Source organism: Tersicoccus mangrovi (assembly GCF_036881825.1).
Lineage (GTDB): Bacteria > Actinomycetota > Actinomycetes > Actinomycetales > Micrococcaceae > Tersicoccus > Tersicoccus mangrovi.
Genome location: NZ_JBAJMW010000011.1, coordinates 14417 through 37342 on the forward strand (window position 1 = coordinate 14417; position 22926 = coordinate 37342).

Here is a 22926-nt window from a genome sequence, read left to right on the forward strand (position 1 = left end):
ACCGACCGCGTCCCTGGCCGGCACCGTGCGCGTCGGCGAGAGCGGCGCCGGATCCGGGCTTCCCGCGGGCGGCTCGCCTGGCTCCGGTTCTGCTGATTCCGGCTTCATCGGTTCCGGCTCGCCGGGTGGGTACACCGACGCCGACGTCGAGCGCTGGGTGCCCGAGAGCCCCAAGAAGCGCCACCGCACCGACTTCGAGCGGGACCGCGCCCGCGTCCTGCACTCCTCGGCGCTGCGCCGCCTCGGCGCGAAGACGCAGGTCGTGTCCCCGGACACCGACGACTTCGTGCGCACCCGCCTCACGCACAGCCTCGAGGTGGCCCAGGTCGGGCGTGAGCTCGGCCGGCTGCTCGGCTGCGACCCCGACGTCGTCGACGCCGCCTGCCTCTCCCACGACCTCGGCCACCCGCCGTTCGGCCACAACGGGGAGGCCACCCTCAACCAGCTCGCCCAGAACATCGGCGGCTTCGAGGGCAACGCCCAGACCCTGCGCCTGCTCAGCCGGCTCGAGCCGAAGGTCGTCACCGGCGACGGCGGGTCCGCGGGCCTGAACCTGACCCGGGCGAGCCTCGATGCCGCCTGCAAGTACCCGTGGTCGGCGAAGGACGCGCCGCTCATCCACGGCGTGCGCACCAGCAAGTTCGGCGTCTACGAGGACGACCTGCCCGTCTTCACGTGGCTGCGCGACGGCGCCGAGCCGGGCCGCAGCTGCATCGAGGCGCAGGTCATGGACCTGGCCGACGACATCTCCTACTCGGTTCACGACGTCGAGGACGCCATCGTCTCCGGGCACCTGCAGCTGCGCCTGCTCACCGACCGGGACACCCGCGACCGGGTCATCGAGTACACCCGGCAGTGGTACCTGCCGCACACCGATCCGGCCGACGTCGACGCGGCGCTCGCGCGGCTCGAGGCCGACCCCGTGTGGGTTCTCGACGCCGGCGCCGACCGGGCCGGCCGCGCCGCCCTCAAGGACATGACGAGCCAGCTCATCGGCCGGTTCTGCCAGAGCGCCCTCGAGGCCACGCGGGCCATCTACGGGCCGGACCCGCTGACCCGGTACGCCGCCGACGTCGTCGTTCCCGCCGACACCGTCACCGAGATCGCCGTCATGAAGGGCATCGCCACGACCTTCGTCATGACCAGCTACAACCGGCAGCCCATCTACGAGGAGCAGCGCGAGGTGCTCGCCGAGCTCGTCACGATGCTCGCCTCGACGGGGGACCAGCACCTGGACCCGATGTTCTCCGTCGACTGGCGGGCCGCGGCCGACGACGACGCCCGGCTGCGGATCGTCGTCGACCAGGTCGCCTCCCTGACCGATATGTCCGCACAGGCTTGGCACGCCCGGCTCAGCCCGCTCGGCCGGCAGCGGACGCGGCTGTGGTGAACGCTGACGTGCCGGGTCGCGCGCCCGCGAGCCGCGCGACGCTCGTCAAGGACCTCAAGCGACGGGCCCAGGGCAGCCCGTTCACCGTCGAGCGCGCCGGTGACGGCGCCGTCGTCCGGCTCGCCCTGACGGCAGGGGCGTGGGGCGGCCGGCTGCGCGACGCCGGCCTGCCCGTGGCTCCCGAGGTCACGATCGACCTCGACGACGCCGGGCACACCTACGTCCTCCGGGCGGCTGCCCGCGAGCTCGACTGGCAGGACGGCGCCAACCCGGACCGGCCCGAGCCCGTCATCGGCGGACCGGCGCTCGTGCCCCGCGTCGGCCGCGGCGGCACCGCGGGGCTGCGCCGGGAGGGTGTCCGATGGGACACACCGGTGGACCTGGCCCGGAACCCGGTCGGGGCGATCTTCGCCTTCGTCGACGACGCGTTCGCCGGCACCGGCTGGACCCGACGCGCCAACACCGGGCTCGCGGAGAAGAAGGTGCTCGTCGGCTCGATCGTCGCCGTGGTCGCCTTCGCCGTCGTCGGCGTCATCGCCTGGCTGCTCCTGCACTGAGCCCCCTTCTCGGGATGGTCCGGCCGGGAAGGGGCGTGCCCGGGACTGTCGGTGCCGCTGCGTAGACTGGATCCGTGGCGGGACTGATACGGCGGGAGGACATCGACACCGTTCGTGAGCGCACCGACCTGCGGGACATCGTCGGTGAGCACGTCACCCTCCGCACCGCCGGTGTCGGCAGCTGGAAGGGTCTGTGCCCGTTCCACGACGAGCGCAGTCCCTCGTTCACCGTCCGCCCCCAGATCGGCCGCTACCACTGCTTCGGGTGCGGCGAGAAGGGCGACGTCTTCGCCTTCGTCCAGGCGATGGACCACGTCACGTTCACGGAGGCGGTCGAGAAGCTCGCGCACCGGTTGAACTACGAGCTGCAGTACGAGCAGGGCTCGGGTCCGCGTCGGGAGGACGTCGGCAAGCGGCAGCGCCTGGTCGATGCCCACAAGGTCGCCTCCGAGTACTTCGTGGCGCAGCTGCCCACCCCGGGGGCGGCCATCGCGCGCGAGTTCCTCACCGGCAAGGGTTTCACGGCCGAGGACGCCGCCCACTTCGGCGTCGGTTACGCGCCGCAGGGTTGGGATCACCTGCTCAAGCACCTGCGCGGCAAGGGCTTCACCGACGACGAACTCGGCCAGACCGGCATGTTCTCCGCCGGCAACCGCGGGCTCTACGACCGGTTTCGCGGCCGGCTCATCTGGCCGATCCGCACCATCGCGGGGGAGACCATCGGCTTCGGCGCTCGCCGGCTGCACGACGACGACCAGGGTCCGAAGTACCTCAACACCCCCGAGACGACGCTGTACAAGAAGTCGCAGGTGCTGTACGGCCTGGACCTGGCGAAGAAGGACGTCGCCCGCAGCCGTCAGCTCGTCGTCGTCGAGGGCTACACCGACGTGATGGCCTGCCACCTCGCCGGGATCCGCACCGCGGTCGCCACCTGCGGCACCGCGTTCGGCGGCGAGCACATCACGTTGGTCCGGCGGCTGCTGTCCGACGACGGCACCGGCGGCGAGGTGATCTTCACCTTCGACGGCGACGAGGCTGGCCAGAAGGCCGCGCTCAAGGCGTTCGACGAGGACCAGCGCTTCGTCGCCCAGACCTACGTCGCGGTCGAGCCGACGGGCAAGGACCCGAACGACCTGCGGCTGACCGGCGGCGACACCGCCGTCCGGCACCTGCTCGAGTCCCGTCGCCCGCTGTTCGAGTTCGCCATCCGGGCCACCTTGAAGAACTTCGACCTGGAGACCGTCGAGGGACGGGTCCGCGCCCTGCGGGCCGCGGCCCCTGTCGTCGCCGGGATCCGCGATGCGGCGATCCGGCCCGGGTACGCCCGCGAGCTCGCGGGCTGGCTCGGGATGCCCGTCGAGGACGTCACCGCCGCGGTCGCCGAGGCCGGCCGGCACCCGCAGTCCGGCAACCAGCGCAGCGGCGGCCACCAGCAGTCGCGTCAGCTCGGCCTCGGTCAGCACGGCGCAGGCCAGAACGGTGGCGGTCGCACCGGGACGGGTCAGCAGCGCGGATCGTCCGGCCCCGGCCGGTATGGCAGCGGCCCGGACCGGAACGGGCAGGCTCGCGGCGGCGAGAATCGCCAGGACCGCACCGGTCAGCACCACGGCAGTCCGGACCGTACCGACCCGTACCGGACCGGGCGGGGCACCGAGTGGGCCGCGCCGGGTCGGTCCGAGGACCGGGCGGCCGGCCACGCCGCCGGCGCGGACGCCCACGCCGGCGGCTTCGCCGGTGCCACCCGCGTGGACGAGGACGGCGTCCCCGCACGCCCGTTGTCGGCGAGCGGACCGAGCTTCCCGCGGCCGGACTGGCGGGACCCGGCGGTCGGGATGGAGCGCAAGGCCCTCGAGGTCGTCCTGCAGGTCCCCGGCGCCCTGACGGCGGAGGACTGGGACCGGTTCGACGCCGCCGTCCTGCGTGAACCCGCCCACCGCGCGGTGCACGAGGGCATCGTCGCCGCCGGCGCCGCCGGGGCACCCGCCTCCCGCTGGGTCGACGCGGTGCTGGACGAAGTGCCCGAGGTGCTGCGCGGATTCGTCTCGGAACTGGCGATCAGCCCGTTGCCGGCGTCGACGGAGGAGAACCTGCGCGCCTACGCGGAGGGCGTCCTGCACCACCTGTTCGACGCGCAGATCGCCCGCCGGAAGCAGGACATGCTGGCCCAGTTGCAGCGGCTCGACGGGGCCGAGGACGCGGACCAGGCCCGGGCTCTGCAGCGGGAGTTGATGGAGCTCGAGTTGCAGCGCCGTGCCCTGCGCCCGCAGTGATCCGCCGATTTCATCGGTGCCCGTTCCGACTGGTACGGTAGTACCTGCTTCATTCCCCCGTAGCTCAATTGGCAGAGCATTCGACTGTTAATCGAAGGGTTACTGGTTCGAGTCCAGTCGGGGGAGCGCACCACGGACGAAGGCCCCGCGATCACGATGATCCCGGGGCCTTCGTCGTTGCCGCTGGTCAGCGCCGCGCGTGTTCATCAGTCTGCTGATATTCGCCTGTCCATCCCAACCCTAGACTCGCTCTCGGTCGGACCACCGGGGTCCGAGTGCTGGAGGGAGAACGAACCATGGCAGTTTCCGTCAACCTCGCCAAGCTCCTCGATCGCGCGTACGAGGACTCGTCCCTGGAGGAGGTCCTCAACGCGCCGATCTCCGCCCTCGCGGGCGTCACCGACGCGACGGGCGAGAAGATCAGTGAGGCCCTGAAGGTCAAGACGATCGGCGATCTCGGCAACAACAAGTACATCGCCGCCGCGGTCGCCCTGGCGGCCCTGGGCAAGCACTCCGGCTGACACGTCGGGGGTGCCCGTCGGGGCCGGTCGGGTACTCCCGGCCGGCCCCGACGTCGTTCCGGGACCGCTGTCGAACCCGCAGCCGTGAACGGGTCTGCGGTCGGGCCGTCTGCGGCTGGGCACGCCCCGCCGATCCGTCACCGGGAACGGAAACAAACGCCCATCGGGGTACGTTCTCGTTCAGAGGAATCGTCCCGCCGGCGTAGAACGAGGTCATCATGTCCAATCCGAGCACCGCCGGCCGCTGGCCGCGCACCTCGGTGCGCCCACGCGCCGAGCGTGGCCGCCACTCCGCCGCGAATCCCGTGCCGCCTCCAGCGGAGGCGCCGCCCGAGCCGGCGACGTCGGGCGCCGACGGGGCCGACAGCCCGATCATGACGCACCGGCAGATCCTGCTGGTGCTCCTCGGCCTGATGGCGGGCATGTTCCTCGCCTCCCTGGACCAGACCATCGTCGGCACGGCGATCCGCACCATCGGCGACGACCTGCACGGCCTCGACCAGCAGGCGTGGGTCACCACGGCGTACCTGATCTCCTCGACGATCGCGACGCCGATCTACGGCAAGCTCTCCGACATCTTCGGCCGCCGCCCTCTGTACCTGTTCGGCATCACCGTCTTCATCGTCGGCTCGCTGCTCTCGAGCTTCTCGACGTCGATGATCATGCTCGCCGCGTTCCGCGGCGTCCAGGGCATCGGAGCCGGCGCGCTGATGTCGCTGCCCCTGGCGATCATGGGCGACATCCTGGCACCCCGGCAACGGGCGAAGTACCAGGGCTTCTTCCTCGCCATCTTCGGCGTCTCCGCCGTCCTCGGGCCCCTGATCGGCGGCCTGTTCGCCGGCGCGGACCAGGTGCTGTGGATCGCCGGGTGGCGCTGGGTGTTCCTCGTCAACGTCCCTATCGGCGTCGTCGCGCTGTTCATGGTCATCGCGTTCCTGCACCTGCCGCGGTTCGGCGAGCACCGCACCCCGCGTATCGACTGGTGGGGCGCCACCGCGGTCATCGTCACGCTGGTCCCGCTGCTGCTCGTCGCCGAGCAGGGCCGGGACTGGGGCTGGGGCTCGCCCGGCGCCATCACCTGCTATGTGCTCAGTGCCGTCGGCCTCGTCTCCTTCCTCCTCGCGGAGCGGGCGATGGGCGACGACGCGATCATCCCGCTCAAGCTCTTCGGTTCCGGCGCGTTCTCGATGGCCACGGTGCTCGGCTTCCTCGTCGGCTTCGCCATGTTCGGGGCGATGCTGACGCTGCCGTTGTACCTGCAGATCGTCATCGGCCTGACGCCGACCGAGTCCGGCTTCGCGACGCTGCCCATGGTGCTCGGCCTGATGATCGCGGCCGCCGGGTCGGGGCAGATCATCTCCCACACCGGCAAGTACCGGATCTTCCCGATCACCGGCACCGCGGTGACGGCCATCGGTTACCTCGTGCTCGTGTTCCTCTCGATCGACTCTCCGCTCTGGTACGTGATGATCGGGATGTTCCTGATCGGCCTCGGCCTCGGGCAGCTGATGCAGACCCTGACGCTGGCGACGCAGAGCGCGGTCGCGCCGCGGGACATGGGCGTCGCCACGAGCTCCTCGACGTTCTTCCGGCAGATCGGCGGCACGATGGGCACCGCGGTGCTGCTCTCCGTCCTGTTCGCCGTCATCCCGGCCAACATCAGCCACGCGATGGGCAACCGGCAGGACCTCTCCTCCTCGCTGGACGCCGCGCTGACGCCCTCGGTGGCGTCCGCCCCGGCCAACGCCGCCGTGATGAGCACGATCTGGAACCCGATCGTCGGCCCGCTCAAGCAGAACGTGCAGGCCGGACTCGACCAGGGTGCCCAGCGGGCGAAGCAGGCCGCGGACGCCGCCGTCACCAGCCGCGTGACGGCCGGTGTGCAGCAGCAGGTGGCGGCCGGGCGGATCCCGGCGGCCGCCGCCTCCGGGGTCATCGCGCAGCAGGTCGCCGCGGCGCGTCCGGCCGCGGAGGCGCAGGCCCTCGCCGCGGCCGCCCGCCAGGCGCAGGCGACCGTCAGCAACGGCAGGCTCGTCGTGAACTGGGCCGATGCCGGGCAGCGGCAGCACTGGGTCGACCAGCTCACGCCCACCCTCGCGGACCGCATCAACGGCAACGGGTCAGGGCCGAGCGCGGGCGGCAGTGGCATCACCAGTGACACCTCGTTCCTCAACGGCGCGGACCCGCGCCTGACGCGGACCTTCATGACCGGGTTCATCGACTCCGCCGTGACCATCTACCGGGTCGGCCTCGGCGTCATCCTGCTCGCCTTCGTGCTCTCGTGGTTCTTCCGGGTCCCGCCGCTGCGCCAGACCTCGGCCCTGCAGGAGGCAGCGGACCAGCAGCGGGCCTCCTCGAGTGCGGCCTCGGATGGCACGACCGTGGCTGACGCGAGAGCGGGGGAGGCCGACGCCGGCACGGCCGTCACCGCGGCCGGATCCCTGGTGGGACCGGCACCCGGGGACACGCCGGAGCAATCGGCGGTGTCCGATGAGACGGACCCCGAGGTCGGCCCCGAGACGGGCTCCGGGCAGTCGGACGACGCCGAGCCGGTCTCCGCGGCACCATCGGGCCGGGGACGTCACCTCTGAGCTCTGGCACGAGGAGCCACGGCGCGTCGCGGCCGCTGCGCCGGCTCGTTCGGCGCGTCGGCTCGCGCGTCGAGCGTGCGGACGTTGCTTTCACGGTTGCCGGATGAGTGCGTCTACCGCACTCTCGGTGTGCGGTGTGCTGCCATCCACGGCGGGCCGGGCGCGCGGGGCGGGGCGCCCGAGCCACCCGGACGCGTGTCGGCGGCGGGTCCGCTCGCCCGGCTCGGGTAGACACGAGGGATGACCAAGGCCGCCGACCACCTGCCGTCGCCGCCGGTCGCGGACGGCTGGTCCTTCGCTGATGCGCTGCTGCTCGTGGCGATGGGTTCGGGCCGACGGGGCGCCACGCTTTCGACCGTGCTCAGCTCGATGGACGCTCACGACCGGTCCTTCCTCAGTGGCGAGCAGTTCGAGCGGTCCCTCGGCCGGCTCGTCGCGTCGGGGCTGGCGACGACGACGCCGGACGGGCGGCTCGCACCGACCGGCGTGGCCCGCACCGTCCGACGGCCCGTCATCGGTGAGCGCGGCCGCCTACGGTGCGGCGCTCACCGACCGGAGCGCCGAGCTCGAGCGGCGTCACGAACGGCAGGCGCGGCGCGAGGCGACGAGCCGGACGCCGCCGACGGCCAGCCGCTCCATGTGGTGGCCGGGCGGCTGGGCGATCGCCGACGACCTGCTCGTCGCCGGCTTCCTCGGTGCCGGCCTGCTGCCCGCCGAGCCGTCTGACCACCGGGTGCGCCTCGTCTTCGCCGTCGTGCTCCTCGTCGGTGCGGTCCTCGCGACGGTGCGGTGGCGGCTCGTCCGGCGCCGGGTCCGCGAGCGGGCACAGCGGAGCATCACACCAGGCCGGTGACCGCCTGGAGGCCGAGGCTCGCCGCCGACACGATCACCCACAGGGAACCGCCGAGCAGGAGCGGGCGTGGTCCCGCGACGCGGAACGCCGCGACGTCGGTGGACAGGCCGATCGCCGACAGCGCGACCGTGATGAGGAACACCGCGGCCGCCTGCAGCGCCGGATGCGCCCCGCCGGGGATGAGCCCGAGAGAGTTGACGGCCGCGACCACGACGAAGCCGACGAGGAACCACGGCACGAGTCGGACCACCCGGACCCGTCGGCCGGGCGCGTCGGCCGTCGCACGCCGTCCGACGACCCAGGCGAGGCCGAGGCAGACCGGGATGATCATCAGCGTGCGCACGAGCTTGACGACGACGGCGTGGTTGGCCGCGAGCGCGCCGTAGGTCGAGGCGGCGGCCACGACGGACGAGGTGTCGTTGACCGCGGTACCGGCGAACAGGCCGAACGCCTCCTGACTCATCCCGAGGGCATGCCCGATCAGCGGGAAGACGATCACGGCGGCGACGTTGAACAGGAAGATCGTCGAGACGGCGTAGGCGACCTCGACGCCGACGGCACCGATCACCGGGGTCACGGCGGCGATCGCCGACGCCCCACAGATTCCCGTGCCGACCCCGATCAGGGTCCGCAGATTCCCGACGATGCCGAGGGCCCGGCCGATCAGCCACGCCGCCACCAGGCAGATGACCAGGGTGCCGAGCATGACGGGCAACGACTCGACCCCGACCCGGGCCACCTGGGCCAGGGAGAGCTGAGCGCCGAGCAGCACGACCGAGAGCTGCAGCACGAACCTGCTCGCGAACCGGACGCCCGGCTGCAGCACCGGCCCCGGTCGGCGGATCGACCCGAACACCACGCCGAGCACGATGCCGGCCACGGGACCGCCCACGATCGGCGCAAATGCGCCGATGACGGAGGCGACGACGGCGATCGCGACGGCGAGCGTCACGCCCGGGAGGATCCGCCCGAGGCGCTGGGCGCGGGATGAGGTCTCGGGTTCGGGCACCCGAACATCATAGGGGCCGTGGATGCCGGCTCCGTTCTCCGCGCCGGGCGGGCCGCCCGGCCGCCCGGCCGCCCGTTCGGCCGGACGGGCTCACCTCGAACCGTCCACCCCCGCCAGGAAGGCGTCGACGACCGCGTCCGGCTGCTGGTCGGGGACCCAGTGCGTCCCGCCGATCTCGACGAACCGGTAAGGCCCGCTCACCGAGCCGGCGCACGCCTGCGCCGCGCGTCGCGAGATCGCGGAGTCGCCCGTGCTCCACACGAACGTGGTCGGCACGGTGACGCGCGGCGTCGCCGAGATGAACGGCAGTGCCCGGTACCAGCCGAGCCCGCCGGGCAGCGCCCCGCCGTCGACCATCTCGTGCCGGTACCGCTCCAGCGCGGCGTGATCCATCCCCGCTCCGGCGAGCAGCGCGGGGCCGCCGTCACCGGTGCGGGAGAGCACCAGCTCCGGGACGCGGGGCAGCTGGAAGAACGCCATGTACCAGGAACGGCGAGCCTGGTCGGCCGACCGCAGCGCCCGCGAGAACGCCACCGGGTGCGGCACGGACACCGCGGTCCACGTCCGCACGCGCTCGGGGTGATGCGCAGCCACGGACCAGCCGACGTTCGCGCCCCAGTCGTGCCCGACCAGGTGCACGGGACCCGTGCCCAGCCGGTCGATCAGCGCGACGACGTCGGCGGTCAGCTCGGCGAGCCGGTACGCGCGACGGCCGCGTGGGCGCGCGCCGGGGGAGTAGCCACGCTGGTCTGGGGCCACCGTCCGGTAGCTGTGCTCGGCCAACCGGGCACTCACGCCCGCCCACGACGTGGCCTTCTGCGGAAACCCGTGCAGCAGGACGACAACGTCGCCGTCGAGCGGTCCCGCGTCCGTCACGTCGAAGGTCAGCCCGTCGCGGGTGAACGAGGTGAGCCGTGCCGGTGTGGCGTCCACGTCAGCGGTAGTCGTAGAAGCCGTGACCGGTGGCCCGGCCGAGCTTGCCGGCGTCGATGTAGTCCCGCTTGAGCACCTCGGCGAACTGCCGCAGATCCGGGTCGGGGCTCGTGCGCATCAGGTTGTACGGGGTCTGCATGCCGATGACGTCGTAGATCTGGAACGGCCCGAGCGGAGCGCCGGTCGCCTTCCGCCAGGTCGTGTCGATCGTCTCGACATCGGCGACGCCGCGCACGTACAGCTGCGACGCGGCGGTCAGGAAGGGCACCAGCAGCGAGTTGAGCACATAGCCGGGCTGTTCCTTGAGCACCGGGATGACGACCATGCCGATCTCGGCCGCGAACGCCGCGACGGCGTCGAAGCTCGCCCGGTCGGTGCCGGGGTGGCCCATCACCTCGGCGGTGTTCTGCACCCAGATGTTGTTGGCGAAGTGCAGGGCGAGGAAACGCTCCGGCCGGCCGGTGGCGTCGGCGATGGCGCTCGGCAGCAGAGTCGAGGAGTTGGTCGCGAAGATGGTCCGCTCCGGCGCCACCTCGCCGACCGCGGCCCAGGTCTGCCGCTTGATGTCCAGCACCTCGGGCACGGCCTCGATGACGAGGTCGGCGTCCCCGACGGCGTCGGCCAGGTCGCTGGTCGCACGGATGCGCCCGATGGCGGCGTCGAGCGTCTCGTCCGTCGCGTCCGGCAGGTCCCGCCGGTACTGCTCCGCCAGCCACGCCCACCGCTGGGGCAGCGCGGCGAGCGTCGCGTCGTCGAGATCGCGCACCACCACGTCCTTGCCGTGATACGCCGACTGGAACGCGATCTGCGAACCGAGGACGCCGCTACCGAGGACCGTGACCTTCTGCATGTTCTCTCCTGTGCTGGGTCGGGTTGAGCCTGGATGACCGGACGGGAACCGGCCGTACAGCCCAACCTATCGCCGCGCCGATTGATCAGCACGCTGACGAAGGTCGCCGATCTCGCCTAGGGTGGACGGGTCCGCACCGGTCGTCCTGAAGGAGCAGCGTGAGTCAGCAACCCGGCCAGCAGCAGACATCCCCGGGTGTCACCGGGGCCACGTCCTCGCAGCCCGACCACGCGAAGCCGATCCGGTGAGCGGGGACGCGATGGAGCAGCGGGACTTCGGCCGGACCGGGCTGCGGGTGTCCGTCGTCGGCCTCGGCGCCGGGCAGATCGGCGAGCACGACGTCACCGAGGAGGAGGCCGCGCGGGTGCTCGGCACCGCGCTGGACTCCGGTGTCACCCTGATCGACACGGCCGCGACCTACGGGCTGAGCGAGGAGCGGATCGGCCGCCACGCGGCCGCGCGACGGGACGAGTTCGTGCTGACCACCAAGGGCGGCCAGGCCGTCGACGGGCACGCCGACTGGACGCCCGGCGCCGTGACGGCGAGCATCGACCGTTCGCTGCGCCGGACCCGGTCCGAGCGGCTGGACGTCTTCTTCCTGCACTCCTGCCCGGTCGACGTGCTGCGCCACGGCGATCTGCAGGACGCGCTCGACGACGCCGTCGCGGCCGGCAAGGTCGGCATCGCCGGCTACAGCGGGGACAACGAGCACCTCGTGTACGCGGTGGAGTCGGGTCGCTTCGGGGCGATCGAGACGAGCATCAACATCGTCGACCAGTGGAACCTGCACCACGTCGTCAGCACGCTCGCGCGCGACGCCGGGCTCGGCGTCATCGCCAAGCGCCCCATCGCCAACGCACCCTGGCGCTTCGACGAGCGGCCCGTGGGCCACTACGGCGAGCTGTACTGGGAGAGGTTCCACGAGCTCGGCCTCGACACCGCGCTCGCGGACGCCGTCGACGGCGAACTCGACTGGAACGACCTCACCCTGCGCTTCACCGCGTTCGCGCCGGGCGTGCAGACGGCCATCACCGGCACGGCGAAGGCGGACCACCTGCGGCGCAACCTCGACGCCGCCGCCCGCGGGCCGCTGCCGGCCGACGTGCTCGCCGCGATCGACCGGGCGTGGCAGCGCGGAGGCAGCGGATGGCCGGCCTCGACCTGACGCCGGCGGCCGACGCCGGCGCCACGTGGCATGAGGTCGAGCGCGCCGCGCCCGAGGACGCCGACGCACGCGAGACCGCGACGCCACCGGCGGCAGGCCTGCCGGCGACAGGCGAGCCGCCCGTGGGTTCGATGGGCCTGCTCACGCGGGCGCGCGCCGGCCTGGACCGGCTCACGCCCGCCGAGGCCCTGGCCGAGCAGGCGCGGGGTGCGATCCTCGTGGACGTGCGCACCAGCACGCACCGCGCGGCCGCGGCGCACCTGCCCGGGGCGCTCGTCATCGACCTGACCGTGCTGCCGTGGCGGCTCGACCCCACCTTCGCCTACCGCATCCCCGAAGCGACGGCGTGGGACACGCGCTGGATCCTGATCTGCCGGCACGGATACTCCTCGTCGCTGGCGGCGTGGAACCTGCGACAGCTCGGACTGAGCCGGGCCACCGACGTCATCGGCGGCTACGAGGCGTGGCAGGCGGCCGGCCTGCCCGTGACGCACGAACCGCCCGACGTCCGGGCCTGAGCCGGCGCCCGGTTCGAGCAGTCGCCGCGCCTGAAGGCCGGGGCGCGACTCCTGAGGAAGGACGACGTGGGCGCCCCGGTCAGGAGTCGGCGACCGAGCGTGAACGCGGGGCGGCCGTCGCCGTCGCCCCGACCACGACGGCGAGCGCGCCGAGCCCCCAGCCGATCCCGGCCCCGGCGGCGACGGCGCCCACGAGCAACGGGCCACCCGCGTCGCCGAGTTCCCGGCCCAGTTCCGCGGTACCCATGGTCCGGCCCATCCGCTCGGGCGGCGTGGCATCGGCCAGGTGGGCGAAGGCGACCGGGGTCGTGACCGCGATGCCGGTGCCGATCAGGGCCGCGGCTACGTACACGAGGACGCCGGTCGCGACGCCGGAGACGAGGACGCCGAGCGCACCGGCCACGATGCCGACCGCGACCAGGGCGAGGCCGCCGGCCATGGCCGGCCGGTCCGCGATCCGACCGGCGTCCCGGGCCCGGCCGACGCCGGGCTGGACGAGCACGGACGCGAGCGCGAGGACGGTCACCGCGCCGAGGCTCACGACGGTCCCGAGGCCGGCGGCCGCGGCGATCGCGGGCAGGAATCCGACAGCTGCGCCGAGCGACCCGGTGGAGGCCGCCAGGACGGCCGTGGGGCCGAGGAACGAGCGCTCGACCAGCTGTCGGGCCAGATCCGCGAGCGTGTACCGGGGCCGGCGCAGGGGAGCGATCGCCGGGACGGCGACAGCGGCCCACCCGGCCGCGACGAGCGCGATCACCGCGAGGGCGCCGAAGAGCAGGGGCAGCCCGCCGGCGAGGATCAGACCGGCGCCGATCAGCGGTCCGAGCGCGTACCCGAGGCTCTTCCAGGACCCGTACCGGCCGAACGCGCGCCCGGTGCGGGCACCCGCGAGTCGGGCGACCGCAGCCGAGGAGGCGGGGGAGAAAGCCGAGGCGGCGGCGCCCTGACCGAGCCGGGCGACGGCGAGCAGCACGAGATTCGCGGAGGCGATCCCCACCAGCGAGGCGACCGCGAACCCCAGCAGGCCGACCACGATCACCGGGCGGGGTCCGATGCGGTCGGCGAGCGAGCCGAACACCGGTTTGAGGACCACCTCGGCGAGGTCGTACAGCGCGAGGAACACGCCGAGCGCGAGCAATCCGGCACCGATGTCCCCGCGGGCGGCGCCCACCTCGGCGCCCAGGCCCGCCGCCACGCTGTGGGCGCCGAACGCCGTCGTGAAACCGGCGGCGTAGAGCGGCGCGACCGCCCGGGTGGACGGCGGGGCGGGGCGGGCGGAGCTCATGGTGCGAAGTCTAGGACGCCTGCAGGAACCGGCCGGCCCGCCGGTCGCGGGCCGGTCCGGTGGGTCGCAACCGGCCGCCTAGACTGACCGCAGCCTGCCGCACACCGTGCCGGCGATGAGGAGGAGAGCCGAGGATGGACGCGACGCCGAGCGAGCGGATCGATGCGCTGATCGAGCAGACCCCCGACTGGCGTGGAGAGACGCTCGCGCGGATGCGTGCCCTCATCCGCGACGTCGACCCCGGCATCGTCGAGGAGTGGAAGTGGATGGGCGCGCCCGTCTGGGAGCTCGACGGCATCCTCGTGATCGGGAACATCTTCAAGACCAAGGTCAAGCTCGGCTTCATGTACGGCGCGTCCCTGGACGACCCGGCCGGCCTGTTCAACGGCGAGCTCGGCGGCAACCAGCGCCGCTCGGTCGAACTCGCCGAGGGCGAGACCGTCGACGAGGCCGCCTTCCAGGACCTCGTGCGCGCCGCCATCGCCCGCAATCGGGCCAAGCGGGGCACCGCGTCCTGACGGCATCGTCCTACTGGGCCGTCCTGACAGGGTCTGCCTGCTGAGCCGTCCTGACAGGGTCGTCCTGACAGGGCCGTCAGGCGGTCGCGGAGCTCGTGCCGATCGCGTCGAGCGCGGCCATCGCCTCGGCGTCGAGCAGGTCGGCCGAGACGGCGGTGTTCTCCTCGAGGTGGGCGACGGACGCCGTCCCCGGGATCACCATCGTGACCGGCGCGTGCGCCAGCTGCCAGGCCAGCCCCACCTGGGACGGGGTGATCCGGAGCCGGGTGGCCACGTCCGTGACGACGGGGTTGCTCGGTCACCCGCGGGGAGCCGCTGAAGCTGCCGCCGAGCGGGAAGTACGGGATCCAGGCGATGCCGTGCTCGACGCACGTGGCCAGCAGCGCCTCGTCGGCGCGGTCGAGCAGGTGGTACAGGTTCTGCACGCACACGATGCCGGCGGGCAGCGCCTGCGCCAGCTGGTCCGCGCTGACGTGGCTCAGGCCGATCCCGCCGATCAGGCCCTCGTCCCGCATGGCGACCATCTCGGCGAGCTGATCGTCGAGCGGTACGACCTGGTCGCCCTCCGCGAGCAGGCCGGGGCGCTGGTCCATCCGCCGCAGGTTGACGACGTCGAGGTGGTCGGTGCCCAGCGTCGCCAGGTTCTCCTCGACGGCGGCGCGCAGCTCGGCGGGCTTCTGCGCGGCCGTCATGGGCACGGGGCCGCCGGTGACGGGGCGTGCGCCGGCCTTTGTGGCGAGGGTCAGCGTGGCTCGCACGTCGCCGAGCACCTCGTGCAGCAGCCGATTGGCGAGTCCGTCGCCGTAGAACTGGGCCGTGTCCAGATGGGTGATGCCGAGCTCGACGACGCGGCGCAGGACGGCGACGGCGTTGCCGTGGCCCTCAGCCGTGCCCGCCGCGCGGGCAAGGCTGCCGAGGCCGTAGCCGATGCGGGCGACCGGGTGCCCGGCCAGGGTGGCAAGGCCACCGGGGTGCGGCGTGGTCGCGGTCATCGCCGCCCTCCGACGCTCGTAGCGGACGGTGCAGACAGCGCGGAAGCCGCAGACGGCGCAGACGGCGCGGACGGCGCGACCGCGGGAGCCGCGGGCAGCGGGAACCAGGCGGTCGCCATCGCGCGGGCGTCGTCCGTCAGCACCGACCAGGGCAGCAGGGCCGCTCCGGCCGCGGGCACCGCCGCGGTGAGGTGGTCGCGCAGCGCCCACACGTCCAGCGGTGATGCACTGCGGTCCAGGCGCAGGGCGGCGTCCAGCTGCTCGGCGCCGAGGCCGAGCTCGGCGGCCACCTGTTCGCCGGTCCGGCCGCTCCGGGCCAGGTTCTCCGCGAGCTCGGCACGGGTGAGGGCACGTTGTGCGGCATTCAGGGACATGGGTCCACCTCCGGGACACGGGCACGAGGGCGTTCGACGCCGCGCAGCCCCCGCTCCGCGCGGCCGTCGACCACCACTTCGTCGGTCGCCTGAGCGCGCGGGACAGAGCGGACCTCGAGCGCATCCTGGCGGCCCTGTCGGTCGACGACTGACGGCTTTCCAGGCCACAGCTCGGGGTTGGAACTCAGGCCGGCGCGACGAGCGTGTGCAGCCGGTCGAGGACCGCATCCTGCAGCTCGGTGAAGGACCGGGTCTGCCCGTCCTCGATCCACGCCGCGAACGTCGTACGGAAGACCGTCATCGTGCTCTCGGCCGCGAGGGCGGACGTGACGGCGTCCATCCCCCGGTCGCGCAGTGCTCCGGTCAGCGTCACGGCCAGCCCCGAGAGCTTGAGCAGTTCGCGCTCCTGCAGGCCCGGGTGGCTTGAGATCACGGCCTGCCGGGTCCGGGCCCACGGCCGCCGTTCGTCCGGGAAGAACGCGGCGGCTCCGGTCAGGGAGGCCCGGACGAGAGCCATCGGCTCCGCCGTCGGTGCGCCGTCGAGACCGTCGAGGAAGGCCTGCTCGAAGTGGTCCTGCCCGTCGAAGAGCACCTCGCGTTTGTCGGCGAAGTAGCGGAAGAAGGTGCGCTCGGTCAGGCCGGCGGTCGTCGCGATCTCGGCGACCGTCGTGCGGTCGAAGCCGTGCTCGGCGAAGCGCTCGAGTGCTGCCGCCTGCAGCCGCTCGCGCGTACCGGTCTCCCATCGGGCCATGCCTCCATCCTAGGGGGATGACAGGGGCTGACATCAGCGGTACGGTGATGGCAGTGACTGTCATCAGGGACGGTCCGACCCAGCAGGGAGTCATCATGAAGGTCTTCGTCACCGGTGCCAGTGGGTGGATCGGATCCGCGAGCGTCGACGAGCTGCTCGCCGCCGGGCACGAGGTCACGGGCCTGGCCCGCAGCGACGCCTCGGCCGCCGCGCTCGAGCAGAAGGGGGCGCAGGTGCTGCGCGGGGATCTCGACGATCTCGACGGCCTGCGCCGCGGCGCCGAGGCCGCCGAGGGTGTCGTCCATCTGGCCAACAAGCACGACTGGGTTCACCCGGGCGTCTCGGACCGGGCCGAGCGCGCGGCGGTCGAGACCCTCCTGGGCGTGCTCGACGGGTCGGACCGCCCCTTCGTGCTGGCCTCGGGTCTCGCGATGCTCGCCCAGGGTCGCCCCGGCACCGAGGAGGATGCGTCGCCCGCCGTCGGGCCCGAGTCCCCGCGCGGGGGCACCGAGAACCTGGCACTCGACCACGTCGAGCACGGCGTCCGGTCGATCGCCGCTCGCTTCGCCCCCACGGTCCACGGGACGGGCGACCACGGGTTCATCGCCCTGATCGTCGCGGCGGCCCGTCGACGGGGCGTCTCCGGTTACGTCGGGGACGGGTCGAACGCGTGGGCCGCGGTGCACCGGTCCGACGCCGCCCGGCTGGTCCGGCTCGGGCTCGAGCAGGCGCCGGCCGGGGCGCGCCTGCACGCGGCGGCCGAGACGGCGGTCCGCACCCGGGACATCGCCGAGGCGATCGGCCAGGCGTTCGACCTGCCCGTGGTCGCGGTCGACCCGGACGACGCCGAGGACCACTTCGGCTTCATCGGGCGCTTCTTCGCCCTCGACATGAGCGCGACGAGCGACCGGACGCGGGAGATGCTCGGCTGGAATCCGACGGGCCCCACCCTGCTCGAGGACATCGTGGCCGGCGCGTACGCCCACGCCGGCGCCGGCGCCTGACCCAGCTGCCCCTCCACGCCAGCTCGTCGATAGGTGTTCCATTCGGGCCCGATCCGGCCCGGATCGAACGTCTCGTGGCGAGCTGGCGGTGGCTCAGCTCCCGGAGCCGGCGAACCAGGCGAGGGCGGCGACGACGATGGTCGCGGTGCCGGTCGAGAGCGTCGGCTCGATCACCGGGGCGAACTGCGGTGAGTGGTTGGCCGGGATGTCGGAGTTGACCGTGCCCCTCTTCTCCGCCTCCGTATACGTGTCCGGGTCGACGCCGCCGATGCCCCAGTAGCTGTAGGGCACGCCGAGGGCGGTGGGGATGTCGCTGAAGTCCTCGCTCGCCGACTGGCGGCCGTTGTCGTCGACGTCGTCGCCGAAGTGGGCGGTGAACGCGTCCGTCAGCCGGGCCGTGGTGTCGGCGTCGTTGTCCGTGAGCGGGTAGTGGTCGTAGAGCTCGAAGTCCGGGGTTCTGGGGGCTCCGGACGCCTGCGCCTCGGCGGTGGCGATCCGCTTGACGGCGTCGATGACGTGCTCGCTGACCCCGGTGTCGAAGGTGCGGATGTTCAGCTCGAGCACCGCCGAGTCGGCGATGATGTTGCTCTTGCTCCCGCCGCTGATGCGCCCGATGGTCACGACGGCGAAGTCGTTCGGCGCCACCTCGCGGGCGACGATGGTCTGCAGGCGCATGACGATCGCGGAGGCCATGACCACGGGATCCACCGACAACTGCGGCATCGACCCGTGCGCCCCGCGCCCGTGCACGGTGATCCGCATGCTGTCCGCGCTGGAGAGGAACGGCCCGGCGTGCGGGCTGACCTTGCCGGACGGGAACGCGAGCACGTGCTGGGCGAATGCGACGTCCGGCTTCGGGATGATGTCGGCCAGCTTGTCGTCCACCATCTCGCGCGCCCCGGTCGCGTCCTCCTCGGCGGGCTGGAACAGGGCGACGAAGGTGCCGCTCCAGGCATCCTTCGCCTCGGCGAGCAGCCGCGCGGCGGCCAGGAGGCAGGCGACGTGCACGTCGTGCCCGCACGCGTGGGCGACGGGCACGGTGGCACCGTCCGCGTCCTGCGCCGTCACCGTGCTGGCGTAGTCCAGTCCCGTGTCCTCCTTCACCGGCAGGGCGTCCATGTCGGCGCGCATCAGCACCGTGGGGCCGTCCCCGTTGGCGAGGACGCCGACGACGCCGGTCGTGCCGATCTTCTCCGTGACCTCGTAGCCGAAGTCCTTCAGTTCGCGGGCCGCCCGCTCGGCGGTCCGCACCTCCTGGTTGCTCAGCTCCGGGTGCTCGTGGACGGACCTGTAGAGGTCGTGCAGCCAGTCGCGGATGTCGTCCTGACCGGCCAGGACGGTGGCGACGGCGTCGCCGGTGCCTCCGCTGCTGTTCTGCTCGGACGCGCTCATGTCGATTGCTCCTTCGGTCGGTCATCGGTGGACGGTCCGGGGTCCTCCCCGGGAGCGTGAGCCTGACTGGTCGCGTCGTCGTCGGACCCGTCGCGGGAACGAGCGCCTCGATGGCCCACGCCGCTCCACCAACCGCGCAGCCACGCCGAGGCCTGCCGAGCCTGCCGGCGGGGGTGGATCTCGGTCGGCAGGCCCCAGCCGAAGTGCCGCGCCAGCAGGGACAGGACCGTCGCCGAGACGATCGCCGCGACCGAGCCCACCCAGGGGAGGCCGAGCGCGTAGAGGGCGGCGGTGACGAGGCTGGCCAGCAGGGCACTGGTGGCGCTGAGGGTGTTGCCGCCGAAGATGCCGGGCGTCTTGTTGAGCATGACGTCGCGCACGGTGCCACCGCCGACGGCGGTGAGCGCGCCCATCAGCAGGGCGGGGACGACGGTCAGCCCGAGGTCGAGCGCCTTCTGGGTGCCGACGTTCGCCCAGCATCCCAGCGACAGGGCGTCGAGCAGGGCGAGAACGAGGAGCGGCAGGCGGCCGCGGAAGGGGATGACGAAGGCGATCGCGGCGCCGATGAGCGCCATGATCAGGTAGAGCGGATCGGCCAGCGCGGCCACGGGGCCCGCCTGCAGGAGCGCATCGCGGATCATGCCCCCACCGAGCCCCGAGAGGATCGCGAGGACGACGAAGCCGACGACGTCGAGCCGGGCCGTGCGCGCCGCGATCCCTCCGAGGACCGCATTGGCGAGAACGCCGGCCAGATCGACGATCCGCACGGCCTGGTCCACGGTGGCGTCCGGCGTCATGAGTCCTCCCGCACACCACCCTAGACCGCGGAAAGATCGGGCGGCTGAGGATGAACGACGTCGGCATCACCATCCCGGCCCAGGGACCACCTGCGGGAACGGTGAGGCGATGCACACCAGCCGGCCGGCGACGGACATGGCCGTCGGCCGAGAGCGTCCGTTCCCCCCGGAAGGCGCCCTCGGCCGACGGCGACGTCAGTAGCTTGTCCGGTAGCGGACCCACCCCGACCAGGACGTCCAGTTCGCCAGGTTCCGGCAGTTCACCGCAGAGAAGTCGCACCGCCCCACGCGGACCCAGATGTCGTGGCCCTCCGCCATATTCTTGTTGCACAGGTGCTTGCCCTGGTTGATGGCGTACGTGATGGTGGCGTCCTTGCCGTGCGTGTTGACGCAGATGCCCGCCCGGCCGTAGTCGGTCTTCCACTGCATGCCGACCGAGCGGTGGTCCGCCGCGAGATCGCCCACCTGCAGCACGTCACCGCGCGACTCCCAGCAGCCGACGGCGGTGGGGATGCCCGGGTTGTTCACGCACCACGCCTTGCCGTTCTGCCAGCTCTGCGCAACGGCGTAGTCGAACTCGAAGTCGGCGGCGTTCGCCGCGGCCGGGGCGGCGAGCATCGTTCCCGCCACGGCCACGACGGTCGCGGCGACGGCGCCTGCCCGGCGCATCATGGTCCCGACGCGCCGCACCCCGCCGTTCACGGCGAGACCGACGTGTTGTAGGAGAGCCAACCGGACCAGGACGTCCAGTTCGCCAGGTTGCGGCAGTTCACGGCGGAGAAGTTGCAGCGCCCCGCACGGATCCAGATGCGATGGTGCTCCCGGAAGTCCTTGTTGCAGGAGTGGTTACCGAGCCACAGCGACGCGCTCTCCAGCATCGTGTCGATGCCGGAGGAGTTGACGCAGATGCCGGACCGGCCGTAGTCCGTCTTCCACTGCACGCCGACGGACTGGTGGTCGGCGGCGACGTCCCCGATGTCGAGGTAGTCGCCCGAGCCCTCGAAGCAGGCCACGGCCGTGGGGGTACCGCCGTTGTTGGTGCACAGGTACTTGCCCATGACCCAGTGGCGGCCGGTGGCGGTGTCCCACTCGAACCCGGAGGCGCTCGCCGGGGTGGCGACGGTCAGGCTGGTGAGCAGGACGATGACGGCGGCGACAGCGCTGGTGCCGAGGAGTCGTCGTCGCCGGCGGGGTGGATGGTCGAGTCTGGTGGTGATCACGGTGCTCCTCCTCCGGCTCCGGGCCGCCCGACGACGGCCGATGATGACGAGTCGAGGATCGCGCGGAGCCGGAGGAGGGAGCCAGCGCGCTGCAGGAAGCTGCAGTGAGGCGTCACCGCGGGGCACCGAACACGACGAGTGCCGACACCGCGCGCAGCCGCCGAGCGCAGGTGCAGAGCGGCAGGAGCCGGGTGTCCGTGTCGAGCGGCAGGAGCCGGCCGCAGGTGCCGTGGCCGGCCACGGGGCGCAGCGCCGGGTGGTTCCGGCGCCGGTGACCTCAGGCGCCTCGCGGTTCCTGGGCCATGGCGAAGGCGAAACCGGCCGCGAAGCGCGAGCGGACGCCGAGGGCCGCCATCGCGGCACCGATGTCCGTGCGCACCGTCCGCACCGACAGGCCGAGCAGCCGGCTGATGCGGTCGTCGGTGGCGTCGAGGCGCAGGAGTTCGAGGATCTGCACCTGCCGGTCCGTCAGCCGCGGCGGGTCCGCCACGCCGCGGCAGGGCACGGCGGTGGCCATCAACGCCCGCCAGTAGGACCACGCGGCCGTGACGGTGCGGTCGTCGGCGATCTCGAGCAGCGAGCCGGTGCCCGCCTCGGTGGGGCCCTGGAGCAGCACGGAGCGGCGGTCGACGATCTTGATCTGCACCGGGGCGTACGCGTAGAAGTAGGCGCCGGGCGGTTCGGCCTCGAGCAGCCGGCGGGCCGCCGCGTCGGTGCTCTCGTGGTCGAAGACGCTGATCATGGTCAGGCCGGCAGCGCACCGGCGGCGGTTGTTGGGCAGGCTGCGCAGCAGCTGCTCGGACGTCGCCGCCGAGCGGGTCGAGAGCAGATGGCGCCAGGTCGACGAGGCGGCGAGCGTCCAGGACGTCAGGTCGCCGCGCGCCACGAGGCGGACCCCGGGGGCGGTGTCCTCGCCGTCGAGTGCGGACAGCGCGCGGTGTCGGCACTCCTGGACGCCGAGCGCGGCGTCGAGCACACGCTGGCGGGCGATGTTGCTCAGGGGCGTGGGACCGCTCATGACAGCCATGCTGCCCTGTTCTGGCGCACGACCCAAGAGCATGTCCGGCCCGGCGCGACACTCCGCGGATCGGCCGGGTGAGCGCCGGGTCAGCTCCCCACGGCGGCGACCAGGGCCTGCGCCAGGTCGTCCGGGCGGGTCAGCTGCGGCCAGTGGCCGGTCGGCAGGTCGACGATGTCGACGTCGGCGACGCGCCCCAGCTCGGCGACGAACGGATTTCCCGCGGCGATCCACTGGCGCATCTGGTCGCCGGAGAACTCGCACGCGATGACCGTGACCGGGACGTCGAAGCGCCGCTCGTCGTGCAGGTGCTGCTGATCGCTCGTCACGCGCGCCGGTTCGGGCACGGCGCGTGAGCGGAACGCGGCCCGGAGCTCGTCGGTCAGATCGGTCAGGTCCTCGTCCTCGAAGAACTCCCAGGGCGGCAGGGGAGCGTCGGGCCCGTCGGTCGGGATCTCGTCGTTGATCACCCCGCCCTCTGCGAGCGGCCCGCTGTCGACATAGACGCTGCGGGCGACCCGGTCCGGACGGGCGTCGGTCGCGGCGTGGATGATGGCGCCGCCGCCGGAGTGGCCGACGAGGACGACGGGGCCCTCGAGCGCGTCGATGCGGGCGACGACCGCGTCCACGTGCTCCTGCAGGCCGATGCCGGAACGGTCCGCGTCGACCGACTCCTTGCCGGGCAGGGTCAGCGGGTGCACGCGGTGGCCGGCCGCCTGCAACGGGCCGAGGACCGGCGCCCAGGAGTCGCCGTCGAGCCAGAAACCGGGAACGAGGATGATGTCCATGCTGCGACCCTAGGGTGCGCCACGGACAGTTCTCGTCCTGGACGTACCGCCGGCTCGATCGTTCCGGTGCACAGGGACGGCCCCGCGCCGTGCAGTGACGAGGCGGGGCCGTCCATGGCTGCGCGATCCG

General features: G+C 72.7%; 23 protein-coding genes, 1 tRNA gene and 1 pseudogene. 11 read left to right on the forward strand and 14 right to left on the reverse strand.

Annotated elements, in window-relative coordinates; all coding sequences use genetic code 11:
- Positions 1-106 precede the first annotated feature (106 nt).
- The 7 genes from V6N00_RS16520 to V6N00_RS16550 all read left to right on the forward strand — a co-directional run bounded on the left by V6N00_RS16520 (position 107) and on the right by V6N00_RS16550 (position 8182).
- Positions 107-1390: a deoxyguanosinetriphosphate triphosphohydrolase gene (locus tag V6N00_RS16520; RefSeq protein WP_334234250.1), complete on the forward strand. Its 1284-nt coding sequence runs from the start codon at positions 107-109 to the stop codon at positions 1388-1390.
- The gene (locus V6N00_RS16525; RefSeq protein ID WP_334234102.1) at positions 1384-1947 is read left to right on the forward strand and encodes a hypothetical protein; all 564 of its coding nucleotides are present in this window, start codon (positions 1384-1386) and stop codon (positions 1945-1947) included. The genes V6N00_RS16520 and V6N00_RS16525 overlap by 7 nt, the downstream gene beginning before the upstream one ends.
- A gap of 74 nt (positions 1948-2021) precedes the next feature.
- The gene (gene dnaG / locus V6N00_RS16530) at positions 2022-4217 is read left to right on the forward strand and encodes a DNA primase (protein WP_334234104.1); all 2196 of its coding nucleotides are present in this window, start codon (positions 2022-2024) and stop codon (positions 4215-4217) included.
- Between the two features lie 53 nt (positions 4218-4270).
- A tRNA-Asn gene (locus V6N00_RS16535) sits at positions 4271-4343 on the forward strand.
- Positions 4344-4513: 170 nt separating this feature from the next.
- The gene (locus V6N00_RS16540) at positions 4514-4738 is read left to right on the forward strand and encodes a hypothetical protein (RefSeq protein ID WP_334234106.1); all 225 of its coding nucleotides are present in this window, start codon (positions 4514-4516) and stop codon (positions 4736-4738) included.
- Between the two features lie 374 nt (positions 4739-5112).
- Positions 5113-7329, forward strand: a complete 2217-nt coding sequence (locus tag V6N00_RS16545; RefSeq protein WP_334234252.1) for an MDR family MFS transporter — start codon at positions 5113-5115, stop codon at positions 7327-7329.
- A gap of 517 nt (positions 7330-7846) precedes the next feature.
- Complete coding sequence (locus V6N00_RS16550) at positions 7847-8182, forward strand: hypothetical protein (RefSeq protein WP_334234108.1); 336 nt, start codon at positions 7847-7849, stop codon at positions 8180-8182.
- On the opposite strand, the gene V6N00_RS16555 is transcribed toward V6N00_RS16550, so the two are convergent.
- The 3 genes from V6N00_RS16555 to V6N00_RS16565 form a co-directional block, all read right to left on the reverse strand.
- Entirely contained in the window at positions 8166-9191 is a 1026-nt protein-coding gene (locus tag V6N00_RS16555) for a YeiH family protein (protein WP_334234109.1), read from the reverse strand. The genes V6N00_RS16550 and V6N00_RS16555 overlap by 17 nt on opposite strands.
- 90 nt (positions 9192-9281) lie before the next feature.
- The gene (locus tag V6N00_RS16560) at positions 9282-10124 is read right to left on the reverse strand and encodes an alpha/beta fold hydrolase (protein ID WP_334234111.1); all 843 of its coding nucleotides are present in this window, start codon (positions 10122-10124) and stop codon (positions 9282-9284) included.
- Between the two features lies 1 nt (position 10125).
- Positions 10126-10974 (reverse strand): 3-hydroxyacyl-CoA dehydrogenase, encoded by an 849-nt coding sequence (locus V6N00_RS16565; RefSeq protein WP_334234112.1) that lies wholly within the window; start codon positions 10972-10974, stop codon positions 10126-10128.
- A gap of 244 nt (positions 10975-11218) precedes the next feature.
- On the opposite strand from V6N00_RS16565, the gene V6N00_RS16570 reads away from it, so the two are divergent.
- Together V6N00_RS16570 and V6N00_RS16575 are read left to right on the forward strand one after the other, a co-directional pair.
- On the forward strand, positions 11219-12139 hold the full coding sequence (locus V6N00_RS16570; protein ID WP_334234114.1) for an aldo/keto reductase: 921 nt from the start codon (positions 11219-11221) through the stop codon (positions 12137-12139).
- Entirely contained in the window at positions 12121-12657 is a 537-nt protein-coding gene (locus V6N00_RS16575; protein WP_334234115.1) for a rhodanese-like domain-containing protein, read from the forward strand. Before V6N00_RS16570 ends, V6N00_RS16575 begins: the two co-directional genes overlap by 19 nt.
- Positions 12658-12736: 79 nt before the next feature.
- Here V6N00_RS16575 and V6N00_RS16580 read toward each other — a convergent pair whose 3' ends face one another.
- On the reverse strand, positions 12737-13942 hold the full coding sequence (locus tag V6N00_RS16580; RefSeq protein WP_334234116.1) for an MFS transporter: 1206 nt from the start codon (positions 13940-13942) through the stop codon (positions 12737-12739).
- A 134-nt stretch (positions 13943-14076) separates the two neighbouring features.
- Between V6N00_RS16580 and V6N00_RS16585 the strand changes: the two genes are divergently transcribed.
- The gene (locus V6N00_RS16585; protein ID WP_334234117.1) at positions 14077-14460 is read left to right on the forward strand and encodes a DUF1801 domain-containing protein; all 384 of its coding nucleotides are present in this window, start codon (positions 14077-14079) and stop codon (positions 14458-14460) included.
- A 76-nt stretch (positions 14461-14536) separates the two neighbouring features.
- Here the strand turns inward: V6N00_RS16585 and V6N00_RS16590 are convergent, their stop codons facing one another.
- From V6N00_RS16590 to V6N00_RS16605, 4 genes and pseudogenes are all read right to left on the reverse strand, one after another.
- Positions 14537-14734, reverse strand: a complete 198-nt coding sequence (locus V6N00_RS16590) for an aldo/keto reductase (RefSeq protein WP_334234119.1) — start codon at positions 14732-14734, stop codon at positions 14537-14539.
- 94 nt (positions 14735-14828) lie between these two features.
- A pseudogene (locus V6N00_RS16595) lies at positions 14829-15452 on the reverse strand (aldo/keto reductase); the annotation flags it as partial.
- On the reverse strand, positions 15449-15826 hold the full coding sequence (locus V6N00_RS16600) for a DUF2316 family protein (protein WP_334234121.1): 378 nt from the start codon (positions 15824-15826) through the stop codon (positions 15449-15451). The gene V6N00_RS16600 and the pseudogene V6N00_RS16595, both read right to left, overlap by 4 nt.
- A gap of 184 nt (positions 15827-16010) precedes the next feature.
- Positions 16011-16577, reverse strand: a complete 567-nt coding sequence (locus V6N00_RS16605) for a TetR family transcriptional regulator (RefSeq protein ID WP_334234123.1) — start codon at positions 16575-16577, stop codon at positions 16011-16013.
- 95 nt (positions 16578-16672) lie between these two features.
- Here V6N00_RS16605 and V6N00_RS16610 point away from each other — a divergent pair, with 95 nt between their 5' ends.
- On the forward strand, positions 16673-17581 hold the full coding sequence (locus V6N00_RS16610) for an SDR family oxidoreductase (protein WP_334234125.1): 909 nt from the start codon (positions 16673-16675) through the stop codon (positions 17579-17581).
- Positions 17582-17674: 93 nt separating this feature from the next.
- Here V6N00_RS16610 and V6N00_RS16615 read toward each other — a convergent pair whose 3' ends face one another.
- From V6N00_RS16615 to V6N00_RS16640, 6 genes are all read right to left on the reverse strand, one after another.
- Positions 17675-18973 (reverse strand): amidohydrolase, encoded by a 1299-nt coding sequence (locus tag V6N00_RS16615; protein ID WP_334234127.1) that lies wholly within the window; start codon positions 18971-18973, stop codon positions 17675-17677.
- The gene (locus V6N00_RS16620; RefSeq protein ID WP_334234129.1) at positions 18970-19770 is read right to left on the reverse strand and encodes a trimeric intracellular cation channel family protein; all 801 of its coding nucleotides are present in this window, start codon (positions 19768-19770) and stop codon (positions 18970-18972) included. Before V6N00_RS16620 ends, V6N00_RS16615 begins: the two co-directional genes overlap by 4 nt.
- Before the next feature lie 195 nt (positions 19771-19965).
- Positions 19966-20442 carry a hypothetical protein gene (locus V6N00_RS16625; protein WP_334234131.1) on the reverse strand — a complete coding sequence of 159 codons (477 nt, stop codon included), beginning with the start codon at positions 20440-20442 and terminating at the stop codon, positions 19966-19968.
- Between the two features lie 26 nt (positions 20443-20468).
- Positions 20469-20990: a hypothetical protein gene (locus tag V6N00_RS16630; protein ID WP_334234133.1), complete on the reverse strand. Its 522-nt coding sequence runs from the start codon at positions 20988-20990 to the stop codon at positions 20469-20471.
- A gap of 277 nt (positions 20991-21267) precedes the next feature.
- Positions 21268-22008, reverse strand: a complete 741-nt coding sequence (locus V6N00_RS16635; RefSeq protein WP_334234135.1) for a helix-turn-helix transcriptional regulator — start codon at positions 22006-22008, stop codon at positions 21268-21270.
- An 89-nt stretch (positions 22009-22097) separates the two neighbouring features.
- The gene (locus V6N00_RS16640) at positions 22098-22796 is read right to left on the reverse strand and encodes an alpha/beta fold hydrolase (protein ID WP_334234138.1); all 699 of its coding nucleotides are present in this window, start codon (positions 22794-22796) and stop codon (positions 22098-22100) included.
- Positions 22797-22926 lie beyond the last annotated feature (130 nt).

Bases quoted from the DNA above. Each gene is read 5' to 3' on its own strand.
- V6N00_RS16540 (WP_334234106.1), top strand. From the start codon at position 4,514: ATGGCAGTTTCCGTCAACCTCGCCAAGCTCCTCGATCGCGCGTACGAG.
- V6N00_RS16545 (WP_334234252.1), top strand. From the start codon at position 5,113: ATGACGCACCGGCAGATCCTGCTGGTGCTCCTCGGCCTGATGGCGGGC.
- V6N00_RS16565 (WP_334234112.1), bottom strand. From the start codon at position 10,974: ATGCAGAAGGTCACGGTCCTCGGTAGCGGCGTCCTCGGTTCGCAGATC.
- V6N00_RS16575 (WP_334234115.1), top strand. From the start codon at position 12,121: ATGGCCGGCCTCGACCTGACGCCGGCGGCCGACGCCGGCGCCACGTGG.
- V6N00_RS16580 (WP_334234116.1), bottom strand. From the start codon at position 13,942: ATGAGCTCCGCCCGCCCCGCCCCGCCGTCCACCCGGGCGGTCGCGCCG.
- V6N00_RS16585 (WP_334234117.1), top strand. From the start codon at position 14,077: ATGGACGCGACGCCGAGCGAGCGGATCGATGCGCTGATCGAGCAGACC.
- V6N00_RS16600 (WP_334234121.1), bottom strand. From the start codon at position 15,826: ATGTCCCTGAATGCCGCACAACGTGCCCTCACCCGTGCCGAGCTCGCG.
- V6N00_RS16605 (WP_334234123.1), bottom strand. From the start codon at position 16,577: ATGGCCCGATGGGAGACCGGTACGCGCGAGCGGCTGCAGGCGGCAGCA.
- V6N00_RS16610 (WP_334234125.1), top strand. From the start codon at position 16,673: ATGAAGGTCTTCGTCACCGGTGCCAGTGGGTGGATCGGATCCGCGAGC.
- V6N00_RS16615 (WP_334234127.1), bottom strand. From the start codon at position 18,973: ATGAGCGCGTCCGAGCAGAACAGCAGCGGAGGCACCGGCGACGCCGTC.
- V6N00_RS16620 (WP_334234129.1), bottom strand. From the start codon at position 19,770: ATGACGCCGGACGCCACCGTGGACCAGGCCGTGCGGATCGTCGATCTG.
- V6N00_RS16625 (WP_334234131.1), bottom strand. From the start codon at position 20,442: ATGATGCGCCGGGCAGGCGCCGTCGCCGCGACCGTCGTGGCCGTGGCG.
- V6N00_RS16635 (WP_334234135.1), bottom strand. From the start codon at position 22,008: ATGAGCGGTCCCACGCCCCTGAGCAACATCGCCCGCCAGCGTGTGCTC.
- V6N00_RS16640 (WP_334234138.1), bottom strand. From the start codon at position 22,796: ATGGACATCATCCTCGTTCCCGGTTTCTGGCTCGACGGCGACTCCTGG.